The 22,680-nt window shown below is 61.0% G+C and carries 22 protein-coding genes; 15 read left to right on the forward strand and 7 right to left on the reverse strand.

Features of this window, described 5'->3' with window-relative positions; translation table 11 throughout:
- Nucleotides 1–2 precede the first annotated feature (2 nt).
- On the reverse strand, nt 3–1,298 hold the full coding sequence (locus K3758_RS10630; RefSeq protein WP_311201512.1) for a DUF2254 domain-containing protein: 1,296 nt from the start codon (nt 1,296–1,298) through the stop codon (nt 3–5).
- 156 nt (nt 1,299–1,454) lie between these two features.
- Here K3758_RS10630 and K3758_RS10635 point away from each other — a divergent pair, with 156 nt between their 5' ends.
- Nucleotides 1,455–2,057, forward strand: a complete 603-nt coding sequence (locus K3758_RS10635) for an NTP transferase domain-containing protein (RefSeq protein ID WP_259944601.1) — start codon at nt 1,455–1,457, stop codon at nt 2,055–2,057.
- Between the two features lie 69 nt (nt 2,058–2,126).
- Here the strand turns inward: K3758_RS10635 and K3758_RS10640 are convergent, their stop codons facing one another.
- Nucleotides 2,127–5,039, reverse strand: coding sequence for a Hint domain-containing protein (locus tag K3758_RS10640; protein ID WP_259944604.1), 2,913 nt, complete (start codon nt 5,037–5,039; stop codon nt 2,127–2,129).
- 1,388 nt (nt 5,040–6,427) lie between these two features.
- Here K3758_RS10640 and K3758_RS10645 point away from each other — a divergent pair.
- From K3758_RS10645 to K3758_RS10690, 10 genes are all read left to right on the forward strand, one after another.
- Nucleotides 6,428–6,700, forward strand: a complete 273-nt coding sequence (locus K3758_RS10645) for a DUF1127 domain-containing protein (protein WP_067627410.1) — start codon at nt 6,428–6,430, stop codon at nt 6,698–6,700.
- Nucleotides 6,701–6,999: 299 nt separating this feature from the next.
- Nucleotides 7,000–7,968 (forward strand): ABC transporter substrate-binding protein, encoded by a 969-nt coding sequence (locus K3758_RS10650; RefSeq protein WP_067627408.1) that lies wholly within the window; start codon nt 7,000–7,002, stop codon nt 7,966–7,968.
- Nucleotides 7,969–8,219: 251 nt separating this feature from the next.
- Entirely contained in the window at nt 8,220–9,245 is a 1,026-nt protein-coding gene (locus K3758_RS10655; protein ID WP_259944609.1) for a proline/glycine betaine ABC transporter permease, read from the forward strand.
- An 8-nt stretch (nt 9,246–9,253) separates the two neighbouring features.
- Complete coding sequence (locus K3758_RS10660) at nt 9,254–10,297, forward strand: glycine betaine/L-proline ABC transporter ATP-binding protein (RefSeq protein ID WP_259944610.1); 1,044 nt, start codon at nt 9,254–9,256, stop codon at nt 10,295–10,297.
- 304 nt (nt 10,298–10,601) lie between these two features.
- Nucleotides 10,602–11,477, forward strand: coding sequence for an STAS domain-containing protein (locus tag K3758_RS10665; RefSeq protein ID WP_259944611.1), 876 nt, complete (start codon nt 10,602–10,604; stop codon nt 11,475–11,477).
- A gap of 1 nt (nt 11,478) precedes the next feature.
- Nucleotides 11,479–11,832: an STAS domain-containing protein gene (locus K3758_RS10670; RefSeq protein ID WP_067627401.1), complete on the forward strand. Its 354-nt coding sequence runs from the start codon at nt 11,479–11,481 to the stop codon at nt 11,830–11,832.
- Complete coding sequence (locus tag K3758_RS10675; RefSeq protein WP_259944614.1) at nt 11,804–12,244, forward strand: ATP-binding protein; 441 nt, start codon at nt 11,804–11,806, stop codon at nt 12,242–12,244. The genes K3758_RS10670 and K3758_RS10675 overlap by 29 nt, the downstream gene beginning before the upstream one ends.
- On the forward strand, nt 12,241–13,251 hold the full coding sequence (locus tag K3758_RS10680; RefSeq protein WP_259944615.1) for an ATP-binding protein: 1,011 nt from the start codon (nt 12,241–12,243) through the stop codon (nt 13,249–13,251). Before K3758_RS10675 ends, K3758_RS10680 begins: the two co-directional genes overlap by 4 nt.
- Nucleotides 13,251–14,387: a sensor histidine kinase gene (locus K3758_RS10685; RefSeq protein ID WP_259944617.1), complete on the forward strand. Its 1,137-nt coding sequence runs from the start codon at nt 13,251–13,253 to the stop codon at nt 14,385–14,387. The genes K3758_RS10680 and K3758_RS10685 overlap by 1 nt, the downstream gene beginning before the upstream one ends.
- 174 nt (nt 14,388–14,561) lie before the next feature.
- On the forward strand, nt 14,562–16,001 hold the full coding sequence (locus tag K3758_RS10690) for an aldehyde dehydrogenase family protein (protein ID WP_259944618.1): 1,440 nt from the start codon (nt 14,562–14,564) through the stop codon (nt 15,999–16,001).
- Nucleotides 16,002–16,066: 65 nt separating this feature from the next.
- On the opposite strand, the gene arsH is transcribed toward K3758_RS10690, so the two are convergent.
- The 3 genes from arsH to K3758_RS10705 are packed head-to-tail and all read right to left on the reverse strand — an operon-like array spanning nt 16,067 to nt 18,234.
- Entirely contained in the window at nt 16,067–16,777 is a 711-nt protein-coding gene (arsH, locus tag K3758_RS10695) for an arsenical resistance protein ArsH (RefSeq protein ID WP_259944619.1), read from the reverse strand.
- Nucleotides 16,778–16,816: 39 nt separating this feature from the next.
- Complete coding sequence (gene arsB, locus K3758_RS10700) at nt 16,817–17,875, reverse strand: ACR3 family arsenite efflux transporter (protein WP_259944620.1); 1,059 nt, start codon at nt 17,873–17,875, stop codon at nt 16,817–16,819.
- A 29-nt stretch (nt 17,876–17,904) separates the two neighbouring features.
- Nucleotides 17,905–18,234: a helix-turn-helix transcriptional regulator gene (locus tag K3758_RS10705; RefSeq protein ID WP_259944621.1), complete on the reverse strand. Its 330-nt coding sequence runs from the start codon at nt 18,232–18,234 to the stop codon at nt 17,905–17,907.
- A gap of 119 nt (nt 18,235–18,353) precedes the next feature.
- Here K3758_RS10705 and K3758_RS10710 point away from each other — a divergent pair, with 119 nt between their 5' ends.
- Nucleotides 18,354–18,968: a hypothetical protein gene (locus K3758_RS10710; RefSeq protein WP_259944623.1), complete on the forward strand. Its 615-nt coding sequence runs from the start codon at nt 18,354–18,356 to the stop codon at nt 18,966–18,968.
- Nucleotides 18,969–18,980: 12 nt separating this feature from the next.
- Here the strand turns inward: K3758_RS10710 and K3758_RS10715 are convergent, their stop codons facing one another.
- Complete coding sequence (locus K3758_RS10715; protein WP_259944624.1) at nt 18,981–19,553, reverse strand: TetR/AcrR family transcriptional regulator; 573 nt, start codon at nt 19,551–19,553, stop codon at nt 18,981–18,983.
- A 99-nt stretch (nt 19,554–19,652) separates the two neighbouring features.
- Between K3758_RS10715 and K3758_RS10720 the strand changes: the two genes are divergently transcribed.
- A complete protein-coding gene (locus K3758_RS10720; protein ID WP_120351239.1) occupies nt 19,653–20,219 on the forward strand; it encodes a carboxymuconolactone decarboxylase family protein in 567 nt (188 codons plus the stop codon).
- A gap of 153 nt (nt 20,220–20,372) precedes the next feature.
- Nucleotides 20,373–20,819 (forward strand): hypothetical protein, encoded by a 447-nt coding sequence (locus tag K3758_RS10725; protein ID WP_259944628.1) that lies wholly within the window; start codon nt 20,373–20,375, stop codon nt 20,817–20,819.
- A 38-nt stretch (nt 20,820–20,857) separates the two neighbouring features.
- On the opposite strand, the gene K3758_RS10730 is transcribed toward K3758_RS10725, so the two are convergent.
- Nucleotides 20,858–21,403, reverse strand: coding sequence for a YaeQ family protein (locus tag K3758_RS10730; RefSeq protein WP_120351240.1), 546 nt, complete (start codon nt 21,401–21,403; stop codon nt 20,858–20,860).
- A gap of 272 nt (nt 21,404–21,675) precedes the next feature.
- Here K3758_RS10730 and K3758_RS10735 point away from each other — a divergent pair, with 272 nt between their 5' ends.
- Nucleotides 21,676–22,680, forward strand: coding sequence for a glycoside hydrolase family 113 (locus tag K3758_RS10735; protein ID WP_409202603.1), 1,005 nt, complete (start codon nt 21,676–21,678; stop codon nt 22,678–22,680).

Consider the following 22,680-nt stretch of genomic DNA (forward strand, 5'->3'; position numbering starts at 1 on the left):
GCTTAGTCCGGTGTCTCAACCGCCGCGCGCACCTCTTTGCATGCGGCGGCCCAGATCCGCGCCCGGTCGGGGCCAAAGGGCACCTCTTCGAAAGCGCGGCGCAGGTGGTTCTCTGCCGCGTCCCGGGCCGAGGCGGCAAGGCCGGGGTCAGGGTGGTGCATCAGCCCGGCAAGCACCTCTTGCAAGGCCATCTGCACCTCAACGACCGAGGCCCCATCCCGGGCCAGCGCGCCAAAGCCGTCTTCGATCAGGGCATCCGACGAGATCGGCGCGATATACAGGTTGGGCAGATTGACCTTGCCGCCCGGCTTCGCCTCGTCCGAATAATAAGACAGGATGCGCCCGATGCGGGTGATGACATCAATCGCCGTGCCACCGTCATTAATCCCCGGCGACAGCGCTTTGGAGGCGACCTCTCCCAGCACCCGCAGGCCAAAGCGCGGGTCTTGGTCAAAGGTGCGCAGATCGCCCAGTTGCACGGTGTCGAAAACCTTTTGCTCAAGGCTGTCCCAGTCATGCTCCGCGTCCTGCGGGTTGCCCTGCTGGGTGACCATAACCAAAGGCTCTCCGACAAAGACGAAATCGCCGATGCGCCGGGTAAGATAGATCGCCACCCCATGGTCGCGCGCCTGCTGGTCCAGCGCCTCGGGGTAAATATGTTTGATATAGCCGCTCTCGGGGGCAAAGATCGGGCGGGCGTTTTCGGGCGGGGGGCCGGTCAGAGGGTGGCCGCCCATGCAGGGGGTCTTTAGCCGCTCCTTGAACAGCGATGTGGTTACGGCTTCGATCTGGCGCGTGGTGTCGATCAGGCTGCCGAAACTTTGCAGATGAAGCACCCAACGGATCAGAAAGATCACGATGATTGCCAGCACCATCACCGTGGTCAGGAACAGCACGAAAGAGCGTTCGTCGACATAGATGCCCAACTCGCGCATGATGATCGCAACCAGCGCATAGACATAGGCCCCGATGAAAACGGCAAGGGTGTTCTGGGTGGTCCGGTCCTGAATGATCAGCCGATGCGCCCGCGGCGTGAATTGGGCCGAGGTAGAGCGGTAGACCGTGACCATGATGGTGATCGAAAAGATCGTAACCGCAAGCATCGCATCCGCGATGATCTGCAAAAGCCGATCCGCCGCCTCGCCCGTCAAACGTGTGGCGACCTCCTTGGGCACCAAGGGTTCAAACAGCTGCGTCATCCCAAGGGCGACAAAGGCCAACAGCCCCATGACGACCACCCGCACCCAAAGTTTACGAGAATATTCGCGGGCTTTGCGAAACAGTGTGTGCGGGATCAAGTCTTTGATGTTCATGAGCCAAGGGTAGCACGAAAAAGCGCCCTGCCAACGGTGGTTTAGCAGGAATTTACATCCCTTGACGGCGTTGAGGTCCGCCCCCTTAGAAGGTGCAAGAAAGCCCTTATCCCCGCGCGCCACGCCCGGTAGTCTGACGTCATGACAAAAGCCTCTCTGCCTGTGATCCTCCTCGCTGCCGGAGCCTCTTCCCGGATGCGGGGGCGCGACAAATTGATGGAAGACGTGGACGGCCAGCCGCTGCTGCGCCGTCAGACGCGGTTGGCGCTAAGCGTCGGCCCCGTGACCGTCGCCCTGCCGCCCGCGCCGCATCCGCGCTACACGGCCTTGACCGGGCTGGATATCACGCCGCTTCCCATTCCCGACGCGGCCGAGGGCATGGGCGCCAGCCTGCGCCGCGCCTTTGCGGACCTGCCCCCGGACACGGCGGCGGCCATGGTGATGTTGGCCGACATGCCAGAGCTTGAGCCCCGCGATCTGGCCCGCCTTACGGCTTCGGTCGATCTTAGCAGTGAGACATTGGTCTGGCGCGCCGCGACAGAGGATGGCAGGCCGGGGCATCCGATCATCTTTGCCGCCGCGCTGTTTGACCAACTCAAACGGCTGAGTGGCGATGATGGGGGCCGCGCGGTGGTGCGCGGCGCAGGGGCGCGGGTGCAGATGGTGCCCCTGCCCGGTCAACGCGCGCGGCTCGACCTCGACACGCCCGAAGATTGGGCCGCGTGGCGAAAGCCGCAGGAATAACCCCACAAAAGAAAACGGGGCGGTCACCCGCCCCGTTTCCAAGTTGCATCGCGTCCCGACCTTACGGGATTATTTCACCAGCAAGCTGGCCTCGTGCTTTTTCAGCGACCGGCGGGCGGCGGTGTAGCCTTCGATGCCGTCCTTTGTCGCAAGCTCGGGGAAGAGTTCGAGAATCTCGTTGCGTTGCTCTTCGCCAATACCGGCCAGCGACATGTCACCAGGCTGGAAGCTCTCGGTCCATGTGCCATCCGACAAGATCACCTCATGGCGGTCAAACATCACGTGGATGTAGGTGGTGCCAGAGACCTCGACCACGTCGATGCCCTCCATGCCGGTCAGGTGTTTCGCCGCAACCAGCACTTCACGCTCTTCGAAGTAGAGCGCCGTTTTCTCGTTGGCGACCAAGACGCGGTGGTTGGGGCTGACCATCATGTCACGCTCGGGCAGATCGTTGCCAAGCGCGCCCTTGCGGATCAGCACCGGCTTGAGATGGGCGGCCATTTCGAACTCGGCGCCGGTCATCTCACGTGCGCCGACCCAACGAATTGTCTGGATGCCGTTGTCGCGGGTGATGACCCGGTCACCGACCTCAAGCGCCTCGACACGGACCTCGCCTTTTGGCGTGGCGATCTTGGTGCCCGGTGTGAAACAGGGGATCACATTCTCGATCTCGACAAAGTTCAGACGCCCGGCATCGCTGCCATCCTCGTTGAAGTAGTCGACGAAACCGTCTTCGCGGTCGTCCGATGTATAGGTGATCTCGAAGCTACCACCCTCAGGGGCCGAGCCGCGCAGGTCGAGCGTGTCAAAGTCCACGCCAGCGCTGCCACCGTCGACATCATCGCCAGCATTCACGTTGACGAAGCTGTCCTGATCGGCACCGCCGGTCATCACGTCGACACCCGCACCACCGTCGAGCAGATCGTCGCCCTGACCGCCTTGCAGCGTGTCGTCGCCTTCGCCGCCCATCAGCGTGTCATTCTCGCCGCCGCCGTCGAGCAGGTCATTGCCTTCGCCGCCGACCAGCAGGTCATCGTCACGGTTGCCGCGCAGCGTGTCATCGCCGGTGCCGCCGTCAAGCTCATCATTGCCCTGACCGCCCGAGATGCTGTCGTCGCCCTGACCGCCAAGCAGCGTGTCGTTGCCGGTGTTGCCTTCAATGATGTCATCGTCGATCTGACCGTCGATATAGTCATCGCCCGAGCCGCCGCGCAGCATGTCGGCGTCATCGGCGCCATAGATCACGTCATTGCCCGAGCCACCGTCGACCGTATCCATCCCGTTGTCCGTGACACGGTCGGGGGTGAAGGGGTTGGACGCATCCTCTTCGTCGGGGATGTCGAGCACATCAAGGCCGAGGTCGGGATCATTGCCGGCAAAGATCGTGTCATTGCCAGCGCCGCCAAGGATGCTGTCGTTGCCCTCGCCGCCGACGATACGGTCGTCGCCATCGCCGCCATCAACCATATCGTTGTCGATGCCCGCGTCGATCACATCATCGCCGGTGCCGCCGGTGATGGTATCACGGTCGTCGCCGGTCGAGATGGTGTCATTGCCCGCGCCGCCATCGACGGAGTCGCGGTCGTTCTCGGGATCGGCATCGGGGTCAAAGCTCAAGCTGTCGCTGTCGCTTTCCGGGTAGCCCAGATCAGGCGCGATATCATCGTTGCCGGTGGTGATCATGTCGTCACCCTCACCGCCCTCAACCACGTCAGAGCCGGCACCGGCCTCGACAATGTCATCGCCGTCGCCCGCCAAAATGGTGTCGTCACCGTCGCCAGCGCGGACATAGTCGTCATCGCCTTCGGCACCGGGCAGGATTGCATCGTCGTTGTCGATCATGTCGCCATCGGGGTCGCCGGTATAGGCGGTGTCGATCATGTCATCGCCTGCGGTGCCGTCGACATAGCCGTCGCGGGTCGGATCGCCGTCACCCACGGTGACAGTCACCGAGCCTTCGTCGGTCAGACCATCGGGGTCGGACACGGTGTAGGTGATCGTCGCGTCGCCGGTGAAACCGTCATTGGCGACAAAGGTGATGGTGCCATCGTCGTTTATGGTCACGGTGCCATCGTCGCTGGAGGCATCTGCAACGCTCAAAGTGTCGCCATCCACATCGGTGTCGTTGTCCAGAACCGGGATCACGACCGCTTCGGTGCCGGTGGTGCTGGCCGTGTCGTCATTGGCCTCGGGCGCATCGTTTACCGGGTTCACGGTGACATTCACGGTGCCAGTGTCGGTGCCGCCATTGCCGTCATCCACGGTGTAGGTGATGGTCGTGTCGCCGTTGAAATCCGCGTCCGGCGTGAAGGTCAGCGTGCCATCGTCGTTGATCACAACAGGCCCGGCCGGGCAGGTTGCCATCGTGACGGTCAGCGTGTCGCCATCGCTGTCGCTGTCATTGCCCAGCACGTCGACGGTGCCTGAGGTGTCTTCGTCGATCTCAAGCACATCGTCTTCGGCCACGGGCGCGTCATTGCCGCCGCCCTCTGGCTTGTCGTCGTCGAAGATCACGTTGTCGATCGCGCCGGAGCCTTCGAAGCGCACTTCAAAGCGCGACACGCCGTCGATGTTGAACTGAACGAAACGCTCGCCGCCATCGCCGGTGGGCTGAACGTAGTGGTTCTGGATCACGTCGCCATTGTCATCGTAAAAGATGACACGGGTGCCCTCGCCGCCGGTCTCTTCGATGTCTTTGAAGGTCACGCCCTTCATGCGCACCATGTCATCGAAATCAAAGAACAGGCTGCCGCCGCCGGCGTTGTCGTCCGGGTCGCTCTGGTCGCCGTCTTCAGAGACGATCAGCAGACCTTCAAGCGTGTCGGAGGCCAGATCGCTGTCGCCACCCGTGGGGTTGGCGCTGTCAAAGATCATCGCATCGCCAGAGCCGCCGCTGGCCGAAACCGTAACGCCCAGGTCCGCATATTCGTCGTCAATGATGGTGCCTGCGCTGAACGCGTTGAAATCAAGTGTTCTAATCATTGTGAATTCTCCTGAGCGGTGTTGCACGCGGCGCGCAACGCGGCCGTCTTGGAAGTGGATGCTGTTTCAATCTGATGAATGGAGCGCCGAACGGCAGAGCGGTCGAACCGGGCATTTCTTGCCCCGCAGAAGGCCAGTGGCAGGGCCTGTCGCTTATGTATCATATCGTCTCTCCCTCCGTTCACACGCGCCCCGCTGGCTGAAATCCAGATCGGGCGACACGCATCCTTGCGCCAACGAAGGGGAAGAGCCCGAACAAGGCCCACACCCGAGAAGAACCCCTCCCCGGTATATTGTGTTTACGGTCGCAAATTTTGCGGCGTACCCACATTTCCCGCATCCTTGATGCGCTTAATGCGGCCGCCCCCGTGACCTACAGACTTCTGTGCCCCCCAGTTGGGCATCTATAGGAATAGCCCTCCTATACGAATGGACAAAGGAAAAAATGTTCGAAAATTGCCGGAACCAAATGAAGTTTTGCCGCAATTCAGGTGGTTTAGCCGATCTCACGGGGGCGATTGTTTCCCCGCCATCCTTCGGCGAAATCTCAATTTGCCATAGGATTAAGGAAAATTAACACCAAAATGCGACCGCGCCCTTTGAACCTTACTCACGACTGTTTCGCGCAGAGAGACAATAGTGCCGCAAACGCGCCGCATCTGTGCCGCCTTGTTTTCGTCATTCTTTTCGATTGCTTGTTCACAAGCTGGAACCAATGGCCCAAAAACCTGCGGAACTGGTGACAAAGCCACAGGTAGAGCGCCTTATTCCCGCCGAATCAATCGCGCTTCGGCGCGGGGCTTTGAGGGCTCATACAGCGCGTTTCGCCGAAAACACATCGAAACCGCGCCCGCGCGGCAGCGCGGGCCTGAAAGAAGCGGCCTGTCGCCGGTTTGCGACAGCATCAATTGCGCAAAAGCGACCGAAGGTCTCAAACGTATATCTCACCATCCCATCACATCCCGCCGAACAGCCGCGCCAAAATGCGCCAAACCCGCCCCTCAAAACGACATTCTAAAGCCCACAAACGACACCGCGCCGATGGCGCGCAAACCCCAGCCATAGTGCACTCTGCGCCCCGCGCCTGCGGCAGGGTGTCGCACCTCCATTTCACCCTATTGCAATGGCCGCTCGGGTAGACCAAATGCGCCGCATGTTGATGTATGCCGTTCATAAGAGGCGCCCGCGCAAACCGGGCACGCTGCTGAACCGCCGATAACCCCGGTCGGACAGGCCGATCCGCCTGTTCGGACCATCGGGGTTCCAACTGACTTTCCGGATCACACTCGGGATGAGACCCACACAACCGACCCGGCCCGGCCTTTTGGCACTGACCGTCGTCTTTGGCGGATCCTTCCTTTTACGACCTTTCTGATATGGAGCATGCCATGCATTTCCGCCTGCTGAAGAACACCAACCAGATCGCCGGGATGCCCGGAACCGCCTTTAACGGCACCATCGGTCAAGTCGCCAACGCCGAGGGTCTGGCCCTTGTCGCCATGCTGCGGCGTGCCCTGCGCGACACCGCGCGCCGTTGGGAGCGCAACCGCACGCTGTCGACGCTGAACGCGATGGATGACCGTCTGCTGCAGGATATTGGCCTGAACCGCAAAGACATCCCCCAGCATATCCGCGACATGGAAAGTTTTTCCCGCCGCTGAACAGCCCCACCCGCGCCCCGCTTGAAGGGTCGCGGCGGGCCTTAATTATATGGCGTCCTGCAGGGGGGCGCCGGTCATAATCGCACCGCGCCACACCCGGCGCGGTGCCCGAACTTGCGTCATCCTCTCGGCAATCGTGTTGCACAGGGGCGCGCGATTTGTTTTCTTATCTCCAGCAAACCCGGCCATCGAAAGCTGCCGCGCCCTATCGCGCGACCGGCTTCTTCTTGATGCAACGGGACAAAGATCAGCGGTGCGCGGCTGCGTGTCACTGCGGATACAATAGAGGAGATATCACTATGAAACGCTATTTGCTTGGCACGGCCTTTGCCGTTGCAACCCCGATGGCCGCCGCCGCTCAGGACTGCGGCGAAGTCTCGATCGCGGAAATGAACTGGGCGTCGGCACAGATCGTCACCGCCGTGACCGAATTCCTGCTGGTCCAAGGCTATTCCTGCGATGTGACCGTGGTACCGTCGGACACCACGCCCGCCGTGACATCGCTGTCGGAAAACAACGAGCCGGATATCGTGCCGGAAATGTGGCCCAACTCTGCCGGTGATGCTTACAAAAAGCTCAAAGAGAACGGCAAGATTGTTGAGCTGACTTCCGTGCTTGATCCCGGTGGTGTCGAAGGCTGGTGGGTGCCGACCTATCTTGTGGATGAGCATCCCGAGCTTGCCACCATCGAAGGCATTTTGGAAAACCCCGAACTGGTCGGCGGCATGTTCAACAACTGTCCCGATGGCTGGGGCTGCCGCATCGTGAGCGACAACCTCGCCCGCGCCTATGACCTCGAAGGCAATGGCATCGAAGTCTTTGACCACGGCTCGGGTGAGACGATGGTGACCTCGATGGCGTCGGCCTATGAAAGCAAAGAGCCATGGTTCGGCTACTATTGGGCCCCAACCACGCCGCTGGGCAAATACGACATGACCAGCGTCGATCTGGGCGAATTTGACGAGGCCGCGCACAGCGCCAACCAGAACGCCGACAACCCAGAGCCCAAGCCTTCGGCTTTCCCGACGGCACCGGTTCTGACCGTGATGACCAAGGATTTCCACGACAACAATCCTGAAATCGCGGAATTCATCGGCAACGTATCTTTCAAGACCGAAGAGATGAGCAAGCTGCTGGCATGGCAGGGCGAAAGCAACGCTTCGAATGAAGAAGCAGCTGTTTACTACCTGCAGAACAACAAGGACGTCTGGGCCGAATGGCTGAGCGACGACGCCCGTGGCAACCTGTCGAAGCTGCTTGACCAGTAAGACAGACTGACAAAACGGCGGGCGGGGAACTCATCTGGGTTTCCCGCCCGTTTGTTTCAGGATCGGCGGCAAGACTTACGTCTTTTCACACCGACTGCGCCTTGGCCCCCGGCCTATCGCGCAGTTTCTTTGCAAGGACATAGGTTTGATTTGCCGCCTCTGCATGGGGCAGCCGACGCCGCGCAGACCGCGCGGCGCACCGGCCCCCTCCCCAAAAGTAAACGGTCTGATGCAGACCGGGAAAGCGACAGATGGCGACTTACGATAATTTCTTTGACTCGCTCGGCCTGCGCGGCTGGTGCGGCGATGACCAAGGCGGTGGGCTTAGCTCCATGGCCGATCTCATGGGGCAAGCGGGCGGTGATACCGACACGACGCTCTGGGACACGCCCTTCCCTTCGCTGGATGCGCTGCACGACAGCTGCGATGCCATCCCGCAGTCGCGTGACCTGACCCAAGGGCTGGAGCAAGGCTTCCTCGCCATCAAGGACAATCTTAAAGTTGTTGTCGACCCGCTGACCCAACCGCTAAGCTGGGCGCTGGAGAACGCGCTGTGGATCATGCAGGCAGTGCCGTGGTTCGTGATGATCCCGCTTTTGATGGCGATCACCTATGCCGTGGGCCGCTCGCTGAAACTGGTGGGTCTGGTGGCGCTGGTCTTTGGCTTCCTCGCCTTTATCGACTTTTACGAACACACCATGCAGACGCTGGCGATCATCTTTGTCTGCGCCTTTATATGTGTGCTTTTGGGCGTGCCGATTGGCATCGCCATGTCACGCAGTGACCGGGTGCAGCGCACGATGATCCCGGTGCTGGACATGCTGCAAACCCTGCCGCCCTTCGTCTACCTGATCCCGCTGATCTTCCTCTTTTCGGTGACCGAGCCCAAGCTCTACGGCATCGCGATCATCCTTTACGCCATCGTGCCGGTGGTGCGTCTGACCGACCTTGGCATCCGTCTGGTCGACAAAGACGTGATTGAGGCCGCCGACGCCTTTGGCATGACCAACCGTCAAAAGCTTTACAAGGTGCAGATCCCGCTGGCCCTGCCCAACATCATGGCCGGTGTGAACCAGACCATTATGATGAGCCTTGCCATGGTCGTTATCGCCTCGCTGGTTTCGGCCCCCGGTCTGGGCGTGCTGGTGCTGCGCGGCATTCGGAGCCTTGAATTGGGCGTGGGCCTCCTGTCGGGTCTGGGGATCGTGCTGCTTGCGATCATCCTCGACCGGGTCACCAAAGCCGCGCTTGCGCGGATCAACGCGGCGCAGAAGTGAGGCCAGACATGACAGACGATATCAAGATTTCCGTCCGCAACCTCTATAAGATCTTCGGCGATGACCCACAGGGCGCGCTGGAGAAGGTGCGCGGCGGCATGAGCAAGGCCGACCTTCAGGCCGAGACCGGCCATGTGCTGGGTCTTAACAACATCAACGTGGACATGCCTGCGGGCAAGACCACGGTGATCATGGGGCTGTCGGGTTCGGGCAAATCAACGCTGATCCGGCACCTCAACCGCCTCATTGACCCCACCTCAGGCGAGGTGATCATGAACGGCGAGAACATCCTCGACTACAACGAGCGTCGCCTGCGCGAGATGCGCAAGCACAAGATGTCGATGGTGTTCCAAAAGTTCGCCCTGCTGCCGCATCGCACGGTGTTGGAAAACACCGGGCTCAGCTGGGAGATCGAAGGCAAAAACCGCAGCAAATACGCGGCTGAGGCCACCAAATGGCTGAACCGCGTCGGGCTAGAGGGTCAAGGAGAGCAGTATCCCGCGCAGCTATCAGGCGGGATGCAGCAGCGTGTTGGCATCGCCCGCGCGCTCACGTCGAACTCTGACGTGATGCTGATGGACGAGGCGTTCTCGGCGCTCGACCCGCTGATCCGCACCGACATGCAAGATCTGCTGATCGAATTGCAAGAAGAACTGCATAAGACCGTGATCTTCATCACCCACGATCTGGATGAGGCGCTGAAACTGGCGGACCATCTGGTGATCCTCAAAGACGGGTTCATCGTCCAACAGGGCGAGCCGCAACACATTCTGCTGAACCCCAATGATCCCTACATCGAAGCCTTCGTCAGCGACATCAACCGCGCGCGGGTGCTGCGGGTACGGTCGGTCATGGAGAAGACCGAGGTGCCGCCTGCGGATGTGGCCGGTGAGGTCGATTTCGACGACACGCTGGAAAGCATCATCGCGGTCTCCGGTGGGGATACGACCAACAACTACCGCGTCATGCGCGAGGGCAAACAGGTCGGCGTGTTGCATATGCGTGATCTGGTTCGGGCGCTGGTCCCACGGCATCCCGGCGAGGCGGCATAGGCCGCCACCCGCGATTAAGAGACGGTCATCGCCTGCCTGCGGGTGGGCGATGCGACGGGGGCTAACCCTTTATGGTGGAGACGTGGGCCCCTAGCGCTCCAATCACCTCCACCTCCAAACTCGTAAGCGAAGACCCAACGTCGATGGCCTGCCCCACCCCCGCCGCGGCACGCGAAAAGCGGTCATAGTCAATCACATGGCGCGCGCCCGATGGCGCTTTGCCGCCGATCAAAATCCCTGCGTCCTATTGACACTTGGCCCCACGATTGGCCTATGGGGGGTGAAATAAACACTGGGGTTCAAGATGCCGCAATCTGCTACGGCCAATATTCTGACTGTTCTCGACACCGATTTCAAAGGTATCATCGAGGAGTGGCTGGGAACGCAGGTCAAAGAGGGCGTGAAACGTTCTGACCTGTTCTCCGATGCGGAGAGCCGGAACCAGAACCGCGAATTGCTCAAAGCCTTTTCCAAAGGTGTGCGCGATGGCATCTCGGGCGAAGATTTCGATTTCGATGACACCCAATGGGATGATCTGCGCGCCGTTCTGACCGATGTTAGCCGCGAGCGGGTCAACCGCGGCGTGACCCCGACCGAGATGGCGACCTTTGTGCTGGCGTTGAAAGCGCCGCTGTTCAAACGGCTCGAAGCGATGCAAGACGGCGAACACGGCGTATTGATCCGCGACGTGATGCTGGTCACCCGTCTGGTCGATGCCTTTGCCATCTACACCAACGAGATTTTCATTCTTGAGCGTGAGCAGATCATCGATCGTCAACGCCAAGAGATGCTGGAACTGTCGACCCCCGTGGTAGAGCTTTGGGACCGTGTTTTGACCCTGCCGCTGATCGGCACGCTGGATTCCGCCCGCGCCCAAGAGGTGATGGAGAACCTGCTGCAAACCATTCTGGAACGGCAGGCCGAAGTGGTCATCATGGACATCACCGGCGTCGGCACCGTCGACACACAGGTGGCGCAACACCTGCTGCGCGCTGCCGCTGCCGTGCGTCTGATGGGTGCTGAGTGCATCATCAGCGGCATCAGCCCGATGATCGCTCAGACCATGGTGCAGCTTGGCATTGATGTCGGCACCGTTTCCACCCGGTCGAGCATCCGCACCGCCCTGTCGGACGCGCTGCTGACCGTGGGCTATGTGATCAAGAAGACCGAGGGCCAATAAGGTGGCCGGTGTCACGTCGATTAATCTGGTCGAACATGCGCTCCTCGTTTCGATACAGGATGACATCACGGACACCGAGATCTTGGAGCTTCAAGACCGGTTGTCGAACAAAATATCCGAGAACCGCATCGACGGGGTGATCCTTGATATCTCAGCGCTTGAGATTGTCGACACCTTCGTGGGCCGTGTGATCGCGCAGTTGGCGGGGATATCCCGTCTGCTGGCGGCGGATACCTATGTTGTCGGCATGCGCCCCACGGTGGCGGTCACGTTGGTCGAGCTGGGCATGTACCTGCCGGAAATTCGCACCGCGTTAAGCCTGACCCATGCCCTTGCCCAGCTACGCCGCGTTTGACGAAAAGGACCTAGGGGCGCAGGTTCTTCTCTCTCAGTTCAAACTAAAGACCAGCGGCGACGCGGTGACGGTGCGCCAAGCCGTGGCGCGCTACATGAAAGAACACGGCGCCTCGGCGCTGAATGTCACACGTTTCGCCACCGCCGTCAGCGAAATCGCCCGCAATGCGATCGTTCACGCTGGCGGAGGTGAATTTTCCATCTATGTCGACCCGAAGGCCAAGCAGCTTAGCGTGGTTTGTTGGGACAAGGGACCGGGGATCGAGGACGTGGCACTGGCCCTGACGGACGGCTATACTTCGGGCGGCGGACTTGGCCGTGGTTTGGGCGGCGCACAGCGGCTGGCCAAGAAATTTGAAATCCGCACCGCCGTCGGCGGGGGCACCAGCGTGATGATGAGTGTGAACCTATGAAACAATGGGTCGAAGTTCAGGACCAGAGCGCCATCGCTGTGGTCCGCCGCGCCGCACGGCGTCTGGCCGCCCAGCACGATTGGCCGAAACATCGGACCGACGAATTGGCCATCGTCGCCACCGAAGCCACCACCAACATCCTGCGCTACGCCGAGAAAGGCCGCGCCTTGATCAACGCGCCGGCCGAGGGCAAAGGCGACAAAATCGTGATGATCTTTACCGACCGCGGCCCCGGCATCAGCGATATGGATCACATGTTCCAAGACGGCATGAGCAGTGGCGATTCCGCCGGGCTGGGCCTTGGCGCGATCCGCCGTCTGTCGGATGAATTCGACATCTTCAGCGGGTCCGAGGTGGGCACCACCATCGTTTGCAGCTTTGCCAAAGACAGCCCCCCCTGCGCGACCCATGGGGTTGAGGCCGTGGGCCTGCGGGTCTGTCACCCGAACGAAGAGGAATGCGGCGACGATTATCTGCTGCGGCAAACGCCGAAAGCCACTGATATCCTGCTGTGCGATGGCTTGGGCCATGGCCCCGAGGCCGCAGCCGCATCGCTGGAGGTGACAGAGGCCGTCACCGCCACCCGCAGCTTCAACAGCGAGCCGGGCGCCGTAATGCGTGAGGTGACCGAGAAATTGATCGGCAAGCGCGGCGCGGTGGCGGCCCTTGTGCATATCGCGCAGCCGCAGATGGTGTTGCGCTATGCTGCTTTGGGCAATATCGCCACGCTGCGGGTTCGCAATGGCGAGGTCAAACGCCTGCCTGTCCGCGACGGGCGGATCGGCGCACGTGCGACGCGGGGCTATGAAGAGACCTTTGACCTTGAACCGGGGGACCTGATCATCCTGCACAGCGACGGCTTGAAAACCCTGCGCGACAGCTATCTTCCACAGGGTCTATTGTGGAAATCCCCGCTCTTGATCGCTGGCTTCCTGCTCGACCGGGCATTTCGCGGGCGGGATGACGCCTCCATCGTGGTCATACGCATTGCACGGGACGCGGACTGATGAAAGCTACGAACCTCACGTCGGTGAACCTTGAAAAAGGCGGCGATATCGCGGCTCTGCGCCAGATTGCCCTGACCCTGACCGAAGCGATGCGCTTTACCTCTTTCGAGCGGACGCGCACCGTCACCGCCGCTGTGGAACTGGGCCGCAACGCCATTGAGCATGGGCAAAAGGGTCGCGCGCGGTTTTCGCTGACGGATGTCAACGGCAAGCCCGCCCTTGGCCTGACAGTGATCGATCAGGGCCGCGGCATCGAGGAAGACAAACTTGACCCCACGCGCGACATCGTGTCGGAGACCGGCCTGGGGCTGGGCCTGCGCGGCGTGCAACGTATCGCGGCCCGCTTTGATGTGGACACCGGCCAAGAGGGCACGCGGGTCCATGCGGAGTTTCTGCTGCCCGAACCGCAATGCGCTGTTGAGCAGATCAAGGCCGACGCCCTCGCGGCGCTGGAGGCCTATAACGCCAAAGACCCGACCGCCGCGCTGACCGAACAGAACCGCGAGTTGAGCGAAGGCATCGCCGACCGTGACCTCTTGATGCAGGAATTGCACCACCGCACGGGCAACAACCTTGCCCTGATCGTGGCACTCATCCGGATGAGCAAGAGCCAAGCCAAAGAGGACGAGACCCGCCAAGTACTGCGCGAGTTGGAAACCCGCGTCGGCTCGCTCTCCAAGGCGCATGAGTTGATGCAACGCTCAACCGACAGCACCGACCTTGATCTGTCTGATATGTTGGATGAGGTCACCAAGAACGCCGAACGCGCCTTTACCGGGGATCGCCAGAGCATTGCCATCAAGCTGATTTGCCCCAGCCTTAAGATGGACAACAAACTGGCCGTCGATATCGGGCTGATTGTGGGCGAGTTGATCACCAACGCCTATAAACACGCTTTCAAAGGGCGCGACAAAGGGGTGATCACCATTGAGGTCACGCAAGAGAGCGATGAAGGTCTGACCCTGAAAGTCTATGACGATGGTGTCGGCCTGCCCGAAGATGCCAAACGGCCCGAGCGGTCGGATTCGCTGGGCTGGCGGATGATCCGCACGCTCACTTTCCAGCATGAGGCGACGCTGAAGGTCGAGGGCCAAGACGGGCTTTGCGTCGAGATCCGCTTCCCAGCACAGGACTAAGCGCCCCCCGCGGGCCCGCCGATTTCGGGCCGCCGCGTCCGTATTTTTGATCAAAAATCACCTCTGAACTTTTCCGCCCCGTAAAATTGTCCTAGGCATATCGGGAGCCGGCGATTCCCGGACACTTCTAAGCGGCAATAAAGACGCCCGCTTGGCCAATAACGGAGACAGAGCATGATCGAAAAACGTGATTTCTATATCGACGGCAAATGGGTCGCCCCGCTTGAGGGTAGCGAACATAAGGTCATCAACCCGTCGACCGAAGAGCCCTGCACCGTGATCTCGCTCGGCGGGGCCAAGGATGTGGACGCCGCCGTGGGAGCGGCCAAGGCCGCCCTGCCCGGTTGGATGGCCACCGCCCCCGAAGAGCGTATCGCGCTGATGGAGAAACTGGCCGAGGTCTATAAATCCCGGACCGAGGATATGGCCCAAGCGATCAGCACCGAGATGGGCGCCCCCATTGAGATGGCGCGCAGCTCCCAATGGGGGGCGGGTTACAGCCACCTGAAGAACTTCATCAAAGCGGCAAAAGATTTCAAATTCGTAAAGCCCTTGGGGGATCACGCGCCGAACGACCGTATCATTCACGAAGCGGTTGGCGTCGTGGCGATGATCACGCCGTGGAACTGGCCGATGAACCAAGTGATGCTGAAAGTCGGCGCGGCTGTCGCCGCGGGCTGCACCATGGTGCTGAAGCCGTCTGAGGAAAGCCCGCTGAGCGCGGTGATCTTTGCCGAGATGATGGATGAGGCAGGCTTCCCCGCCGGTGTCTTCAACCTTGTGAACGGCGACGGCGCGACCGTGGGCACCGCCCTGACCGGCCATGAGGATGTGGATATGGTGAGCTTCACCGGCTCCACCCGCGCCGGCATCGCGATCTCCAAGAACGCGGCGGATACGCTGAAGAAGGTCCATCTGGAGCTTGGCGGCAAGGGCGCGAACCTTGTCTTCGCCGATGCCGATGACAAGGCCGTCAAACGCGGTGTGCTCCATATGATGAACAACACCGGCCAAAGCTGTAACGCCCCCAGCCGGATGATCGTCGAAGCCAGCGCCTATGACCAAGCGGTCGAGACCGCCGCCGAAGTCGCCAATAAGGTCGAAGTCGGCCCCGCCAGCGAAGAGGGTCGCCACATCGGCCCAGTCGTGAACGAAGCGCAATGGGGCAAGATCCAAGACCTGATCCAGAAAGGCATCGACGAAGGCGCACGGCTTGTCGCCGGTGGCACCGGTCGGCCTGAGCATCTGAACCGCGGTTTCTATGTCAAACCCACGGTTTTTGCCGATGTCACGCCCGACATGACCATCGCCCGCGAGGAAATCTTTGGCCCCGTCTTGGCCATCATGAAGTTCGAGGACGAAGATCAGGCGATCGAGATGGCCAATGACACGGTCTACGGCCTCACCAACTACGTCCAGTCCAGCGATGGCGCGCGGCGCAACCGTCTGGCGGCCAAGCTGCGGTCGGGCATGGTTGAGATGAATGGCGAAAGCCGTGGTGCCGGCGCGCCCTTTGGCGGCATGAAACGTTCGGGCAATGGGCGCGAAGGTGGCGTCTGGGGGATCGAGGACTTCTGCGAAGTCAAAGCCGTTTCGGGCTGGTCCAACGACTGATCGCTTTTTAGCGTAGCATGATGCGGCAGGGCCAAGATTTGGCCCTGCTGTTTGCGTTTTAGCAGTCAGATCGCCTTTTGGTTTACCCGTTTGGAAAGCTCCGCCGCGCTTTCTTTGCGCTCGCTATAGCGGTCGAGCAAGTAGTCCTTGTTGTCGCGGGTCAGCAGGGTGAACTTTACCAGTTCCTCCATCACGTCGACCACCCGATCATAGAAGGGCGAGGGTTTCATCCGGTCGTCCTCGTCAAACTCCAAAAAGGCTTTGGGGGTTGAGGATTGGTTGGGGATGGTCAGCAGCCGCATCCAACGGCCCAAGATGCGCAGTTGGTTTACGGCGTTAAAACTCTGCGAGCCGCCGCTGACCTGCATCACGGCCAGCGTCTTGCCTTGGGTCGGGCGCACGCCGCCCAGCGACAGGGGGATCCAGTCAACTTGGGTTTTCATGACGCCCGTCATCGCCCCGTGACGTTCGGGCGAACACCAGACCATGCCCTCGGACCATTGCACCAGATCGCGCAGTTCCTGCACTTTGGGATGTTCGGGTGCGGCATCGTCGGGCAGCGGCAGCCCCGAGGGGTTAAATGTCCGCGTCTCGGCTCCGAGGCGGGTGAGAATACGGGCGGCTTCTTCGGTCATCAGGCGGCTGAAGGAGCGCAGGCGGAGCGAGCCGTAGAGCAGCAGAATGCGCGGGCCGTGGGTGGCGCGTTCGGGCGGTAGCAGGCGGGCATCGTCGATCGGGTTGAAGTGGTCTTCTTCGAGGTTCGGCGTGTCGGTCACGAGAATTTCCTTAAGCGGTAGGGGGTTATCGGGCGCGGATCATTTGGAGGCGGGGAACCAATGCTGCGTGCGGTTGGCAAATGCGACGAGAGACAGCATGACCGGCACTTCGACCAGCACCCCTACGACGGTGGCCAAGGCCGCGCCCGACCCCAGACCGAAAAGACTGATCGCCACGGCAACGGCCAGTTCAAAGAAATTCGAGGTGCCGATCAACGCGCAGGGGGCGGCCACGTTAAAAGGAATGCCCCAAGCCCGCGCAGCGCCATAGGCGATAAAGAAGATGCCGTAGGATTGCAGCAGCAGCGGCACGGCGATCAGCGCAATGACGAGCGGACGGTCAAGGATCACCTCGCCCTGAAAGCCAAAGAGCAGCACGACGGTCAGCAAAAGCCCCATGATCGCAAAGGGTTGCACACGGCCCTTGAAGGCGTCGACCGCCGCCTCGCCGCCCTTGGCCACCAGCCGCTCACGTGTGAGATACCCCGCCAGCAGCGGCAGCATGACGTAAAGCCCGACCGAGATCAGCAGCGTGTCCCAAGGCACGGTGATGTCAGTCACACCCAATAGGAAGGCCACGATCGGCGCGAAGGCGAAGACCATGATCACATCATTCACGCTGACCTGCACCAGCGTATAGGTGGCATCACCACGGGTGAGGTTGGACCATACAAAGACCATCGCGGTGCAGGGCGCGGCCCCCAACAGGATCACCCCGGCCAGATAGGCCTGCGCATCATCCGGCGGGATCAGACCGGCGAAGAGATAATTGAAAAACAGCACCCCAAGCGCGGCCATGGTGAAGGGTTTGATCAGCCAGTTGACCACCAGCGTCACCACCAGCCCTTTGGGTCTGTCCCCCACCTGCCGCAGCGCGCCGAAATCAACGCCGACCATCATCGGATAGACCATGGCCCAGATCAGCACCGCCACGGGCAGGTTGACCGAAGCGACCTCAAATGCGGCCAGCCCGCCGAAAATGCCGGGAAAGAGGTTGCCCAGCAAAAGCCCCGCCCCGATGGCCAGCGCCACCCAGAGCGAGAGCCAGCGTTCAAAAGCCCCAAGGCCAGCGGGTGCGGGATGTGCGGTATCGGTCATGGCGGTCTTTCGTGCGTGATTTTTGGGGGTTAGCAGCAGGTCAACTCATCCAGCAGGGGTTGGCAAAGCTCTGGCTGCCCGCCGCAGCAGTCCTCTAAAAGGAACCCCAGCAGCGCGCGCAGCCCGTTCATATCGGCGAAATAGCGGATGCTGCGGCCTTCGCGGTTGCTGCGGATCAGGCCCGCACGGGCAAGCACCGAAAGATTGGCAGACATCGTGTTTTGCCGCACATCAAGCGCGACGCCGATCTCGCCCGCTGACATGCCTTTACCGCCCGCTTTGATTAGCAGGCGAAAGACATCCAGCCGGGTCGGCTGACCTAAGGCGGCGAAGGCTTGGAGGGCGTTGCCATTATCCATATATCATGAATTATTGATATAAAAGCGGCAGGTCAAGCGCCGCGTCGATCCCTGTGCAACGAAGCGCCGCCCCGCGCGTTGGTCCGGCGACCCGGCAGAACGCGCAAGGAAGACAAAGGATGCTCGATTGGATCGCAGAGAATTCCGGCACGTTGCAGGTGGCGGTCAGCCTTTTAACGGCGGTGGTCTGGCTGGCTTACCTGCATATCCTATGGCTCAATTTCCGGCGGCAACGGCAGCCGGTGATCCTGATCAACCGTTCGATCGCGCGGGATGAGAATGCCCATTGTTTCGTAACCAATATGGGGGCCGAGCCGATTTACTTGCTTGAAGTCATGGCGCGGGTGGTGACGGAGGAAAAGACCTATCACGTCAAGGTCACCGAACGCGAAGAAGTGGCGCTGAACGATGTGGAAAACCCCCTGACCCGCACCAATCAAGGGCCGATCAAAAGCGGTGAATTCATCGATATCGGCAGTTTTCTCGATCTGTTGCGCCGCGCCGAGGCGCGCATCGGGACCGAGGGCCTGTTCGATAAAGTCCGCCAGATGGACCTCACCGTCGCGGCTGCGGATGGCCATACCACCAGATTGATCGCCGCGCGGCATGCGTTTCGGGCGGAATGGAAAGACGGCAAGCCCTATTTCGTGCCGGAACGGATCATGGCGCATCAAATCCGCAATATTTTTCAACGGCGCAAGATCACTGCCATGTTGGAAGAACAGATCGAATAGCGTCGTCTGAAATTACAACCGGTCCAGACCTTCCGCGATTTCGCGGGCGATGGCATGGGCGTCGATCCCCTCCCGCTCGGCCGAGACACGCAGGCCGAGCAGATCGCTTTGATAGCGCCGGGCCAGTGACTTTGGATCATGTTCCGGCGCGATCTCTCCGTCCCGCTGCATTTGGGCAAAAAGCGCCGCGAACTGCTCTTCCATCCCCATGAGATGCGCGCTGGCCCGTTGGGCAAGTGGATGCCCATGGGCCTGTAATTCCAACAGGGTTTTCGACAGCATGCAGGCCTTGGCCGGAGCCTCCTCCCGGCAAATCGCCAGTTCGGGATAGCGTTTCAGGGCTGCCATCGGGCCATGGGCTTCGACCAATTCGGCCAGGCGCCCGGCCCCATCCTCGGCGTATTTGTCCAAGGCGAGCTCGAACAGCGCCTCTTTCGACCCGAAGGCCGCGTAGAAACTGCCGGGCTTCATTTTCAACACCGCTTCGAGGTCTTTCAGCGATGTGCCCGCCCAGCCCTGACGCCAAAACAGATCGCGGGCGCGGTGGATCAGCTCGGCTCGGTCGTGGTTTGGTTTGCGGGGCATGATATCACCATATGTTGAACGATCACTCAAATATATACTTGAGTGATCGCTCAAAAAACCCTAAATAGCAAATATCGACGATTAACAAAGGTAGAGATCATGACATTCCCGTCCCACGACCAAGACTCCGCACCCGAAGCCTCCAAGCCGCTGCTGGCGGAATCGCAAAAGGCCTTTGGCCGCCTGCCGGGTCTGCACAAGGTGCTGGCCGAAAGCCCGCAGGCCTATGAAGGCTATCAGGTGCTGCACAAGCTTTTCACCGAGACGGATTTCGACGCCGAAGAGCTGACCGTGGTTTGGCAGTCGATCAACGTCGAGAACGAGTGCCACTACTGCGTGCCCGCCCACACCGGCATCGCCAAGATGATGAAGGTCTCGGACGAGATCAGCGACGCACTGCGCAATGAAACCGCCCTGCCGACACCCAAACTCGAAGCGCTGCGGACGTTCACCGTTCAGATGGTGCGCAACCGGGGCTTTGTCTCCGACGCGCAGATGCAGGCGTTTTTTGACGCAGGTTACAGCCACCGTGCGGTGCTGGACGTGATCCTTGGCATGGCGCAGAAGACCATTTCGAACTACGTCAATCACGTGGCCGAAACCCCGGTCGACGAAGTTTTCCAGCCGCTGGCATGGAAGCGCGGCGACAACAAGCTCGACGTTTAAATCGAAAGGCGCGCCCATGGTGGCGCGCCTTTTTCTATCCGCTCGGGCCCCTCGGTCCGGCGCTTTCCCCAACCTCCACTGACACAGCATAGCGCCCGCGCCATCCGGCTGCGGCTGCGCCGATGTGCTGTCCTTTTGCAAGAGACTTTGCTTATGCCCCTCAAACAAACCGTTCCCACGCTCCTGCTGGCCGGGCTCGCGGGCGAGATCGCCTTCGAGCTTTATGCTTGGTTGGTCTCCCCCCTCCTCTTTGGCGTCGCACTCGCCCCGGCGAACCTTGTGGTTGCGCTTGGCAAGATCGCCCTTGGGATCACCCTGCCCTATTGGCTTGGCTTCGCGCTGCATATCGCGCTTGGGATCGTCGGTTTCTCGGTCTTTGTTTGGCTGGTGCACCGCCTGACGCGGCTTGGGCTGGTCCTGTCGGGGGCGCTGTCGGGGCTTGTGCTGTGGTTCGTCGCCCAAGGGCTGCTGGCCCCGGTGGTGGGGCGCAGCTTTATGATGGATTTCGGAGCCTACACGCAGTCGTCTTTTGTGGGGCACGTCGGCATGGCCATGGTGATCGGCTATGCCATTGCCCTGCTGCAACGCCGCGCAGCCTGAAGAAGCGGCGGCAGCTGGGTTTGCCCCGCTGCCGCCTTTTAACCGGCGGTTTTCCATCGGTCGAGTGTGAGCGTCACCAGCGCCTCGTCGAGGTTCACTGTCACCTCACCGTCTTGGATCATCACCTGAAGCTTCATCGCGCGGCTGGCCATCTCCGCCAGCGCCTTGGTGTCACTCTCGGCCAAGTTCACCACCTCGAGGGTGTCAAAGCGGGTGGTGCCGTTCTTGACCTTGTCCCACCAGATCTCAGCCGATTTGCCGCCATAGGGATAGACCACAACCTTGGCGGCCTTGTTGCAGGACTGGCGCAGGACTTTCTCACTGGGCAGACCCAGCGTGATCCACACGTCCAACTCTCCGCTCAGGCTTTTTTGCCAGATGTCCGGCTCATCATCCGTCGATAGACCCTTGGTCATTTCCAGATGCTCATGCGCGTTGAGGGCAAAGGCGACGAGCCGCACCATCAACCGCTCGTCGGTTTCCGAAGGGTGTTTGGCGATGGTCAGCTTGTGGGTCTCATAATAGTGACGGTCCATGTCCGAGACCGAAAGCTCGACTTTGTAGATGGTGGCATTCTGCGCCATGATATGTCTCGTTTTCCAAGGTAGGGGCTGCCTACGCGGTTGGGCCGACCGGGGAAAGGGAATAGTCCTTGGACGCTGCGCGCGTTGGTATGCGCGACTGCGATCGTTCAGCGGTTTCGCGAGATTGCTTTTGGTCGGCACCTGCCACCATCCGAATTACAGCCCGAATTGCAGGTCCCCAAATAAAGCGCCCGAAATACAGCCCCCGAAAGGCCCCGCCTGTCACCTAAGATGCCGTTGTGCGGCGGGGGAAGTCATCCTACCTTGCCGCTATGATTAAACGTCGCACGTTTCTTTGGGCCCTCGGCTCTACCGCGCTCACCGCGACAGGAGCGTTTCCCCAAAGCAGCAGTGGCGAGGTTCTGCGCGGGTTCAACCTTATCGAGACAACGCGTGCGCCCTTCGGAAGCCAAGCCGCTGCGCTGAGCATCGCTCAACTGCGAAAGACGGGCGCGACGGCAGCAACGGTGATCCCTTTTCTATGGCAGCCCGCGCCCACCTCCAGCGCCATCGTCATGGGGGACGCGCTGCCCCATGACAGGATCGCCGCCGGGATCGCGCAGTTGCACGCAGCCGGGCTGGCCGCCATCGTCAAACCGCATGTCTGGGTGCCCGAAAGCTGGGCGGGCGCCATCGCCCCCGCGGCGGGCACCGAAGACGATTGGCACGCGGCCTATGAAAGGGCCCTGCGCGCCATTGTGGTCACCGCAGAGCAAAGCCGCGCCGAGGTGCTGGTCCTCGGCACCGAATTGCGCGGCGTATCGGGGGCGAAGGCATGGGAGGGCACCATCGCCGGGCTACGCGAAGCGTTCAGCGGTAAAATCACCTATGTCGCCCATGGTGCTGACGAGGCTGAGAAAGTTGCGTTCTGGCCGCTATTGGATGCCGTTGCGGTGTCGCTCTACCCCGTCTTGGGCGCAGCCGGGGCGACCGCCGACTGGGATCGCGCCATCGCCAAAGAATTGGACCGGATCGAGGCCGTCGCGCGGAAACATGCAAAGCCCATTTGGATCGCCGAAATTGGCATCCGATCTGCCGAAGGGGCGACCGAACGCCCGTGGGAAAGCGCCGAAGAACGCGCAGCCCCCGCCGACATGGCACTTCAGGCCGACGTCTTGCGCCGCTGGCTTCGCGCTCTTGAGGCACGGGGCATCCCGGACCTATGGGTCTGGCGCTGGTTCACCGACCCTGAGAGCGGTGGCGCGGAAGACACTGATTTCACCGTGCAAAACAAGCTGGCGGAGGAGGTTATCGCGGATTTTTGGGGCAAGGGGTGA

The organism is Sulfitobacter sp. W002 (assembly GCF_025142135.1).
GTDB lineage: Bacteria > Pseudomonadota > Alphaproteobacteria > Rhodobacterales > Rhodobacteraceae > Sulfitobacter > Sulfitobacter profundi.

Excerpts from the sequence above, each read along its gene's own strand:
- K3758_RS10690 (WP_259944618.1), top strand. The coding sequence starts at position 14,562 with ATGATCGAAAAACGTGATTTCTATATCGACGGCAAATGGGTCGCCCCG.
- K3758_RS10710 (WP_259944623.1), top strand. The coding sequence starts at position 18,354 with ATGCTCGATTGGATCGCAGAGAATTCCGGCACGTTGCAGGTGGCGGTC.
- K3758_RS10655 (WP_259944609.1), top strand. The coding sequence starts at position 8,220 with ATGGCGACTTACGATAATTTCTTTGACTCGCTCGGCCTGCGCGGCTGG.
- K3758_RS10665 (WP_259944611.1), top strand. The coding sequence starts at position 10,602 with ATGCCGCAATCTGCTACGGCCAATATTCTGACTGTTCTCGACACCGAT.
- K3758_RS10675 (WP_259944614.1), top strand. The coding sequence starts at position 11,804 with ATGCCCTTGCCCAGCTACGCCGCGTTTGACGAAAAGGACCTAGGGGCG.
- K3758_RS10640 (WP_259944604.1), bottom strand. The coding sequence starts at position 5,039 with ATGATTAGAACACTTGATTTCAACGCGTTCAGCGCAGGCACCATCATT.
- K3758_RS10645 (WP_067627410.1), top strand. The coding sequence starts at position 6,428 with ATGCATTTCCGCCTGCTGAAGAACACCAACCAGATCGCCGGGATGCCC.
- K3758_RS10650 (WP_067627408.1), top strand. The coding sequence starts at position 7,000 with ATGAAACGCTATTTGCTTGGCACGGCCTTTGCCGTTGCAACCCCGATG.
- K3758_RS10685 (WP_259944617.1), top strand. The coding sequence starts at position 13,251 with ATGAAAGCTACGAACCTCACGTCGGTGAACCTTGAAAAAGGCGGCGAT.
- arsB (WP_259944620.1), bottom strand. The coding sequence starts at position 17,875 with ATGACCGATACCGCACATCCCGCACCCGCTGGCCTTGGGGCTTTTGAA.
- K3758_RS10725 (WP_259944628.1), top strand. The coding sequence starts at position 20,373 with ATGCCCCTCAAACAAACCGTTCCCACGCTCCTGCTGGCCGGGCTCGCG.
- K3758_RS10720 (WP_120351239.1), top strand. The coding sequence starts at position 19,653 with ATGACATTCCCGTCCCACGACCAAGACTCCGCACCCGAAGCCTCCAAG.
- K3758_RS10705 (WP_259944621.1), bottom strand. The coding sequence starts at position 18,234 with ATGGATAATGGCAACGCCCTCCAAGCCTTCGCCGCCTTAGGTCAGCCG.
- K3758_RS10730 (WP_120351240.1), bottom strand. The coding sequence starts at position 21,403 with ATGGCGCAGAATGCCACCATCTACAAAGTCGAGCTTTCGGTCTCGGAC.
- K3758_RS10680 (WP_259944615.1), top strand. The coding sequence starts at position 12,241 with ATGAAACAATGGGTCGAAGTTCAGGACCAGAGCGCCATCGCTGTGGTC.
- K3758_RS10635 (WP_259944601.1), top strand. The coding sequence starts at position 1,455 with ATGACAAAAGCCTCTCTGCCTGTGATCCTCCTCGCTGCCGGAGCCTCT.
- K3758_RS10660 (WP_259944610.1), top strand. The coding sequence starts at position 9,254 with ATGACAGACGATATCAAGATTTCCGTCCGCAACCTCTATAAGATCTTC.
- K3758_RS10735 (WP_409202603.1), top strand. The coding sequence starts at position 21,676 with ATGATTAAACGTCGCACGTTTCTTTGGGCCCTCGGCTCTACCGCGCTC.
- K3758_RS10715 (WP_259944624.1), bottom strand. The coding sequence starts at position 19,553 with ATGCCCCGCAAACCAAACCACGACCGAGCCGAGCTGATCCACCGCGCC.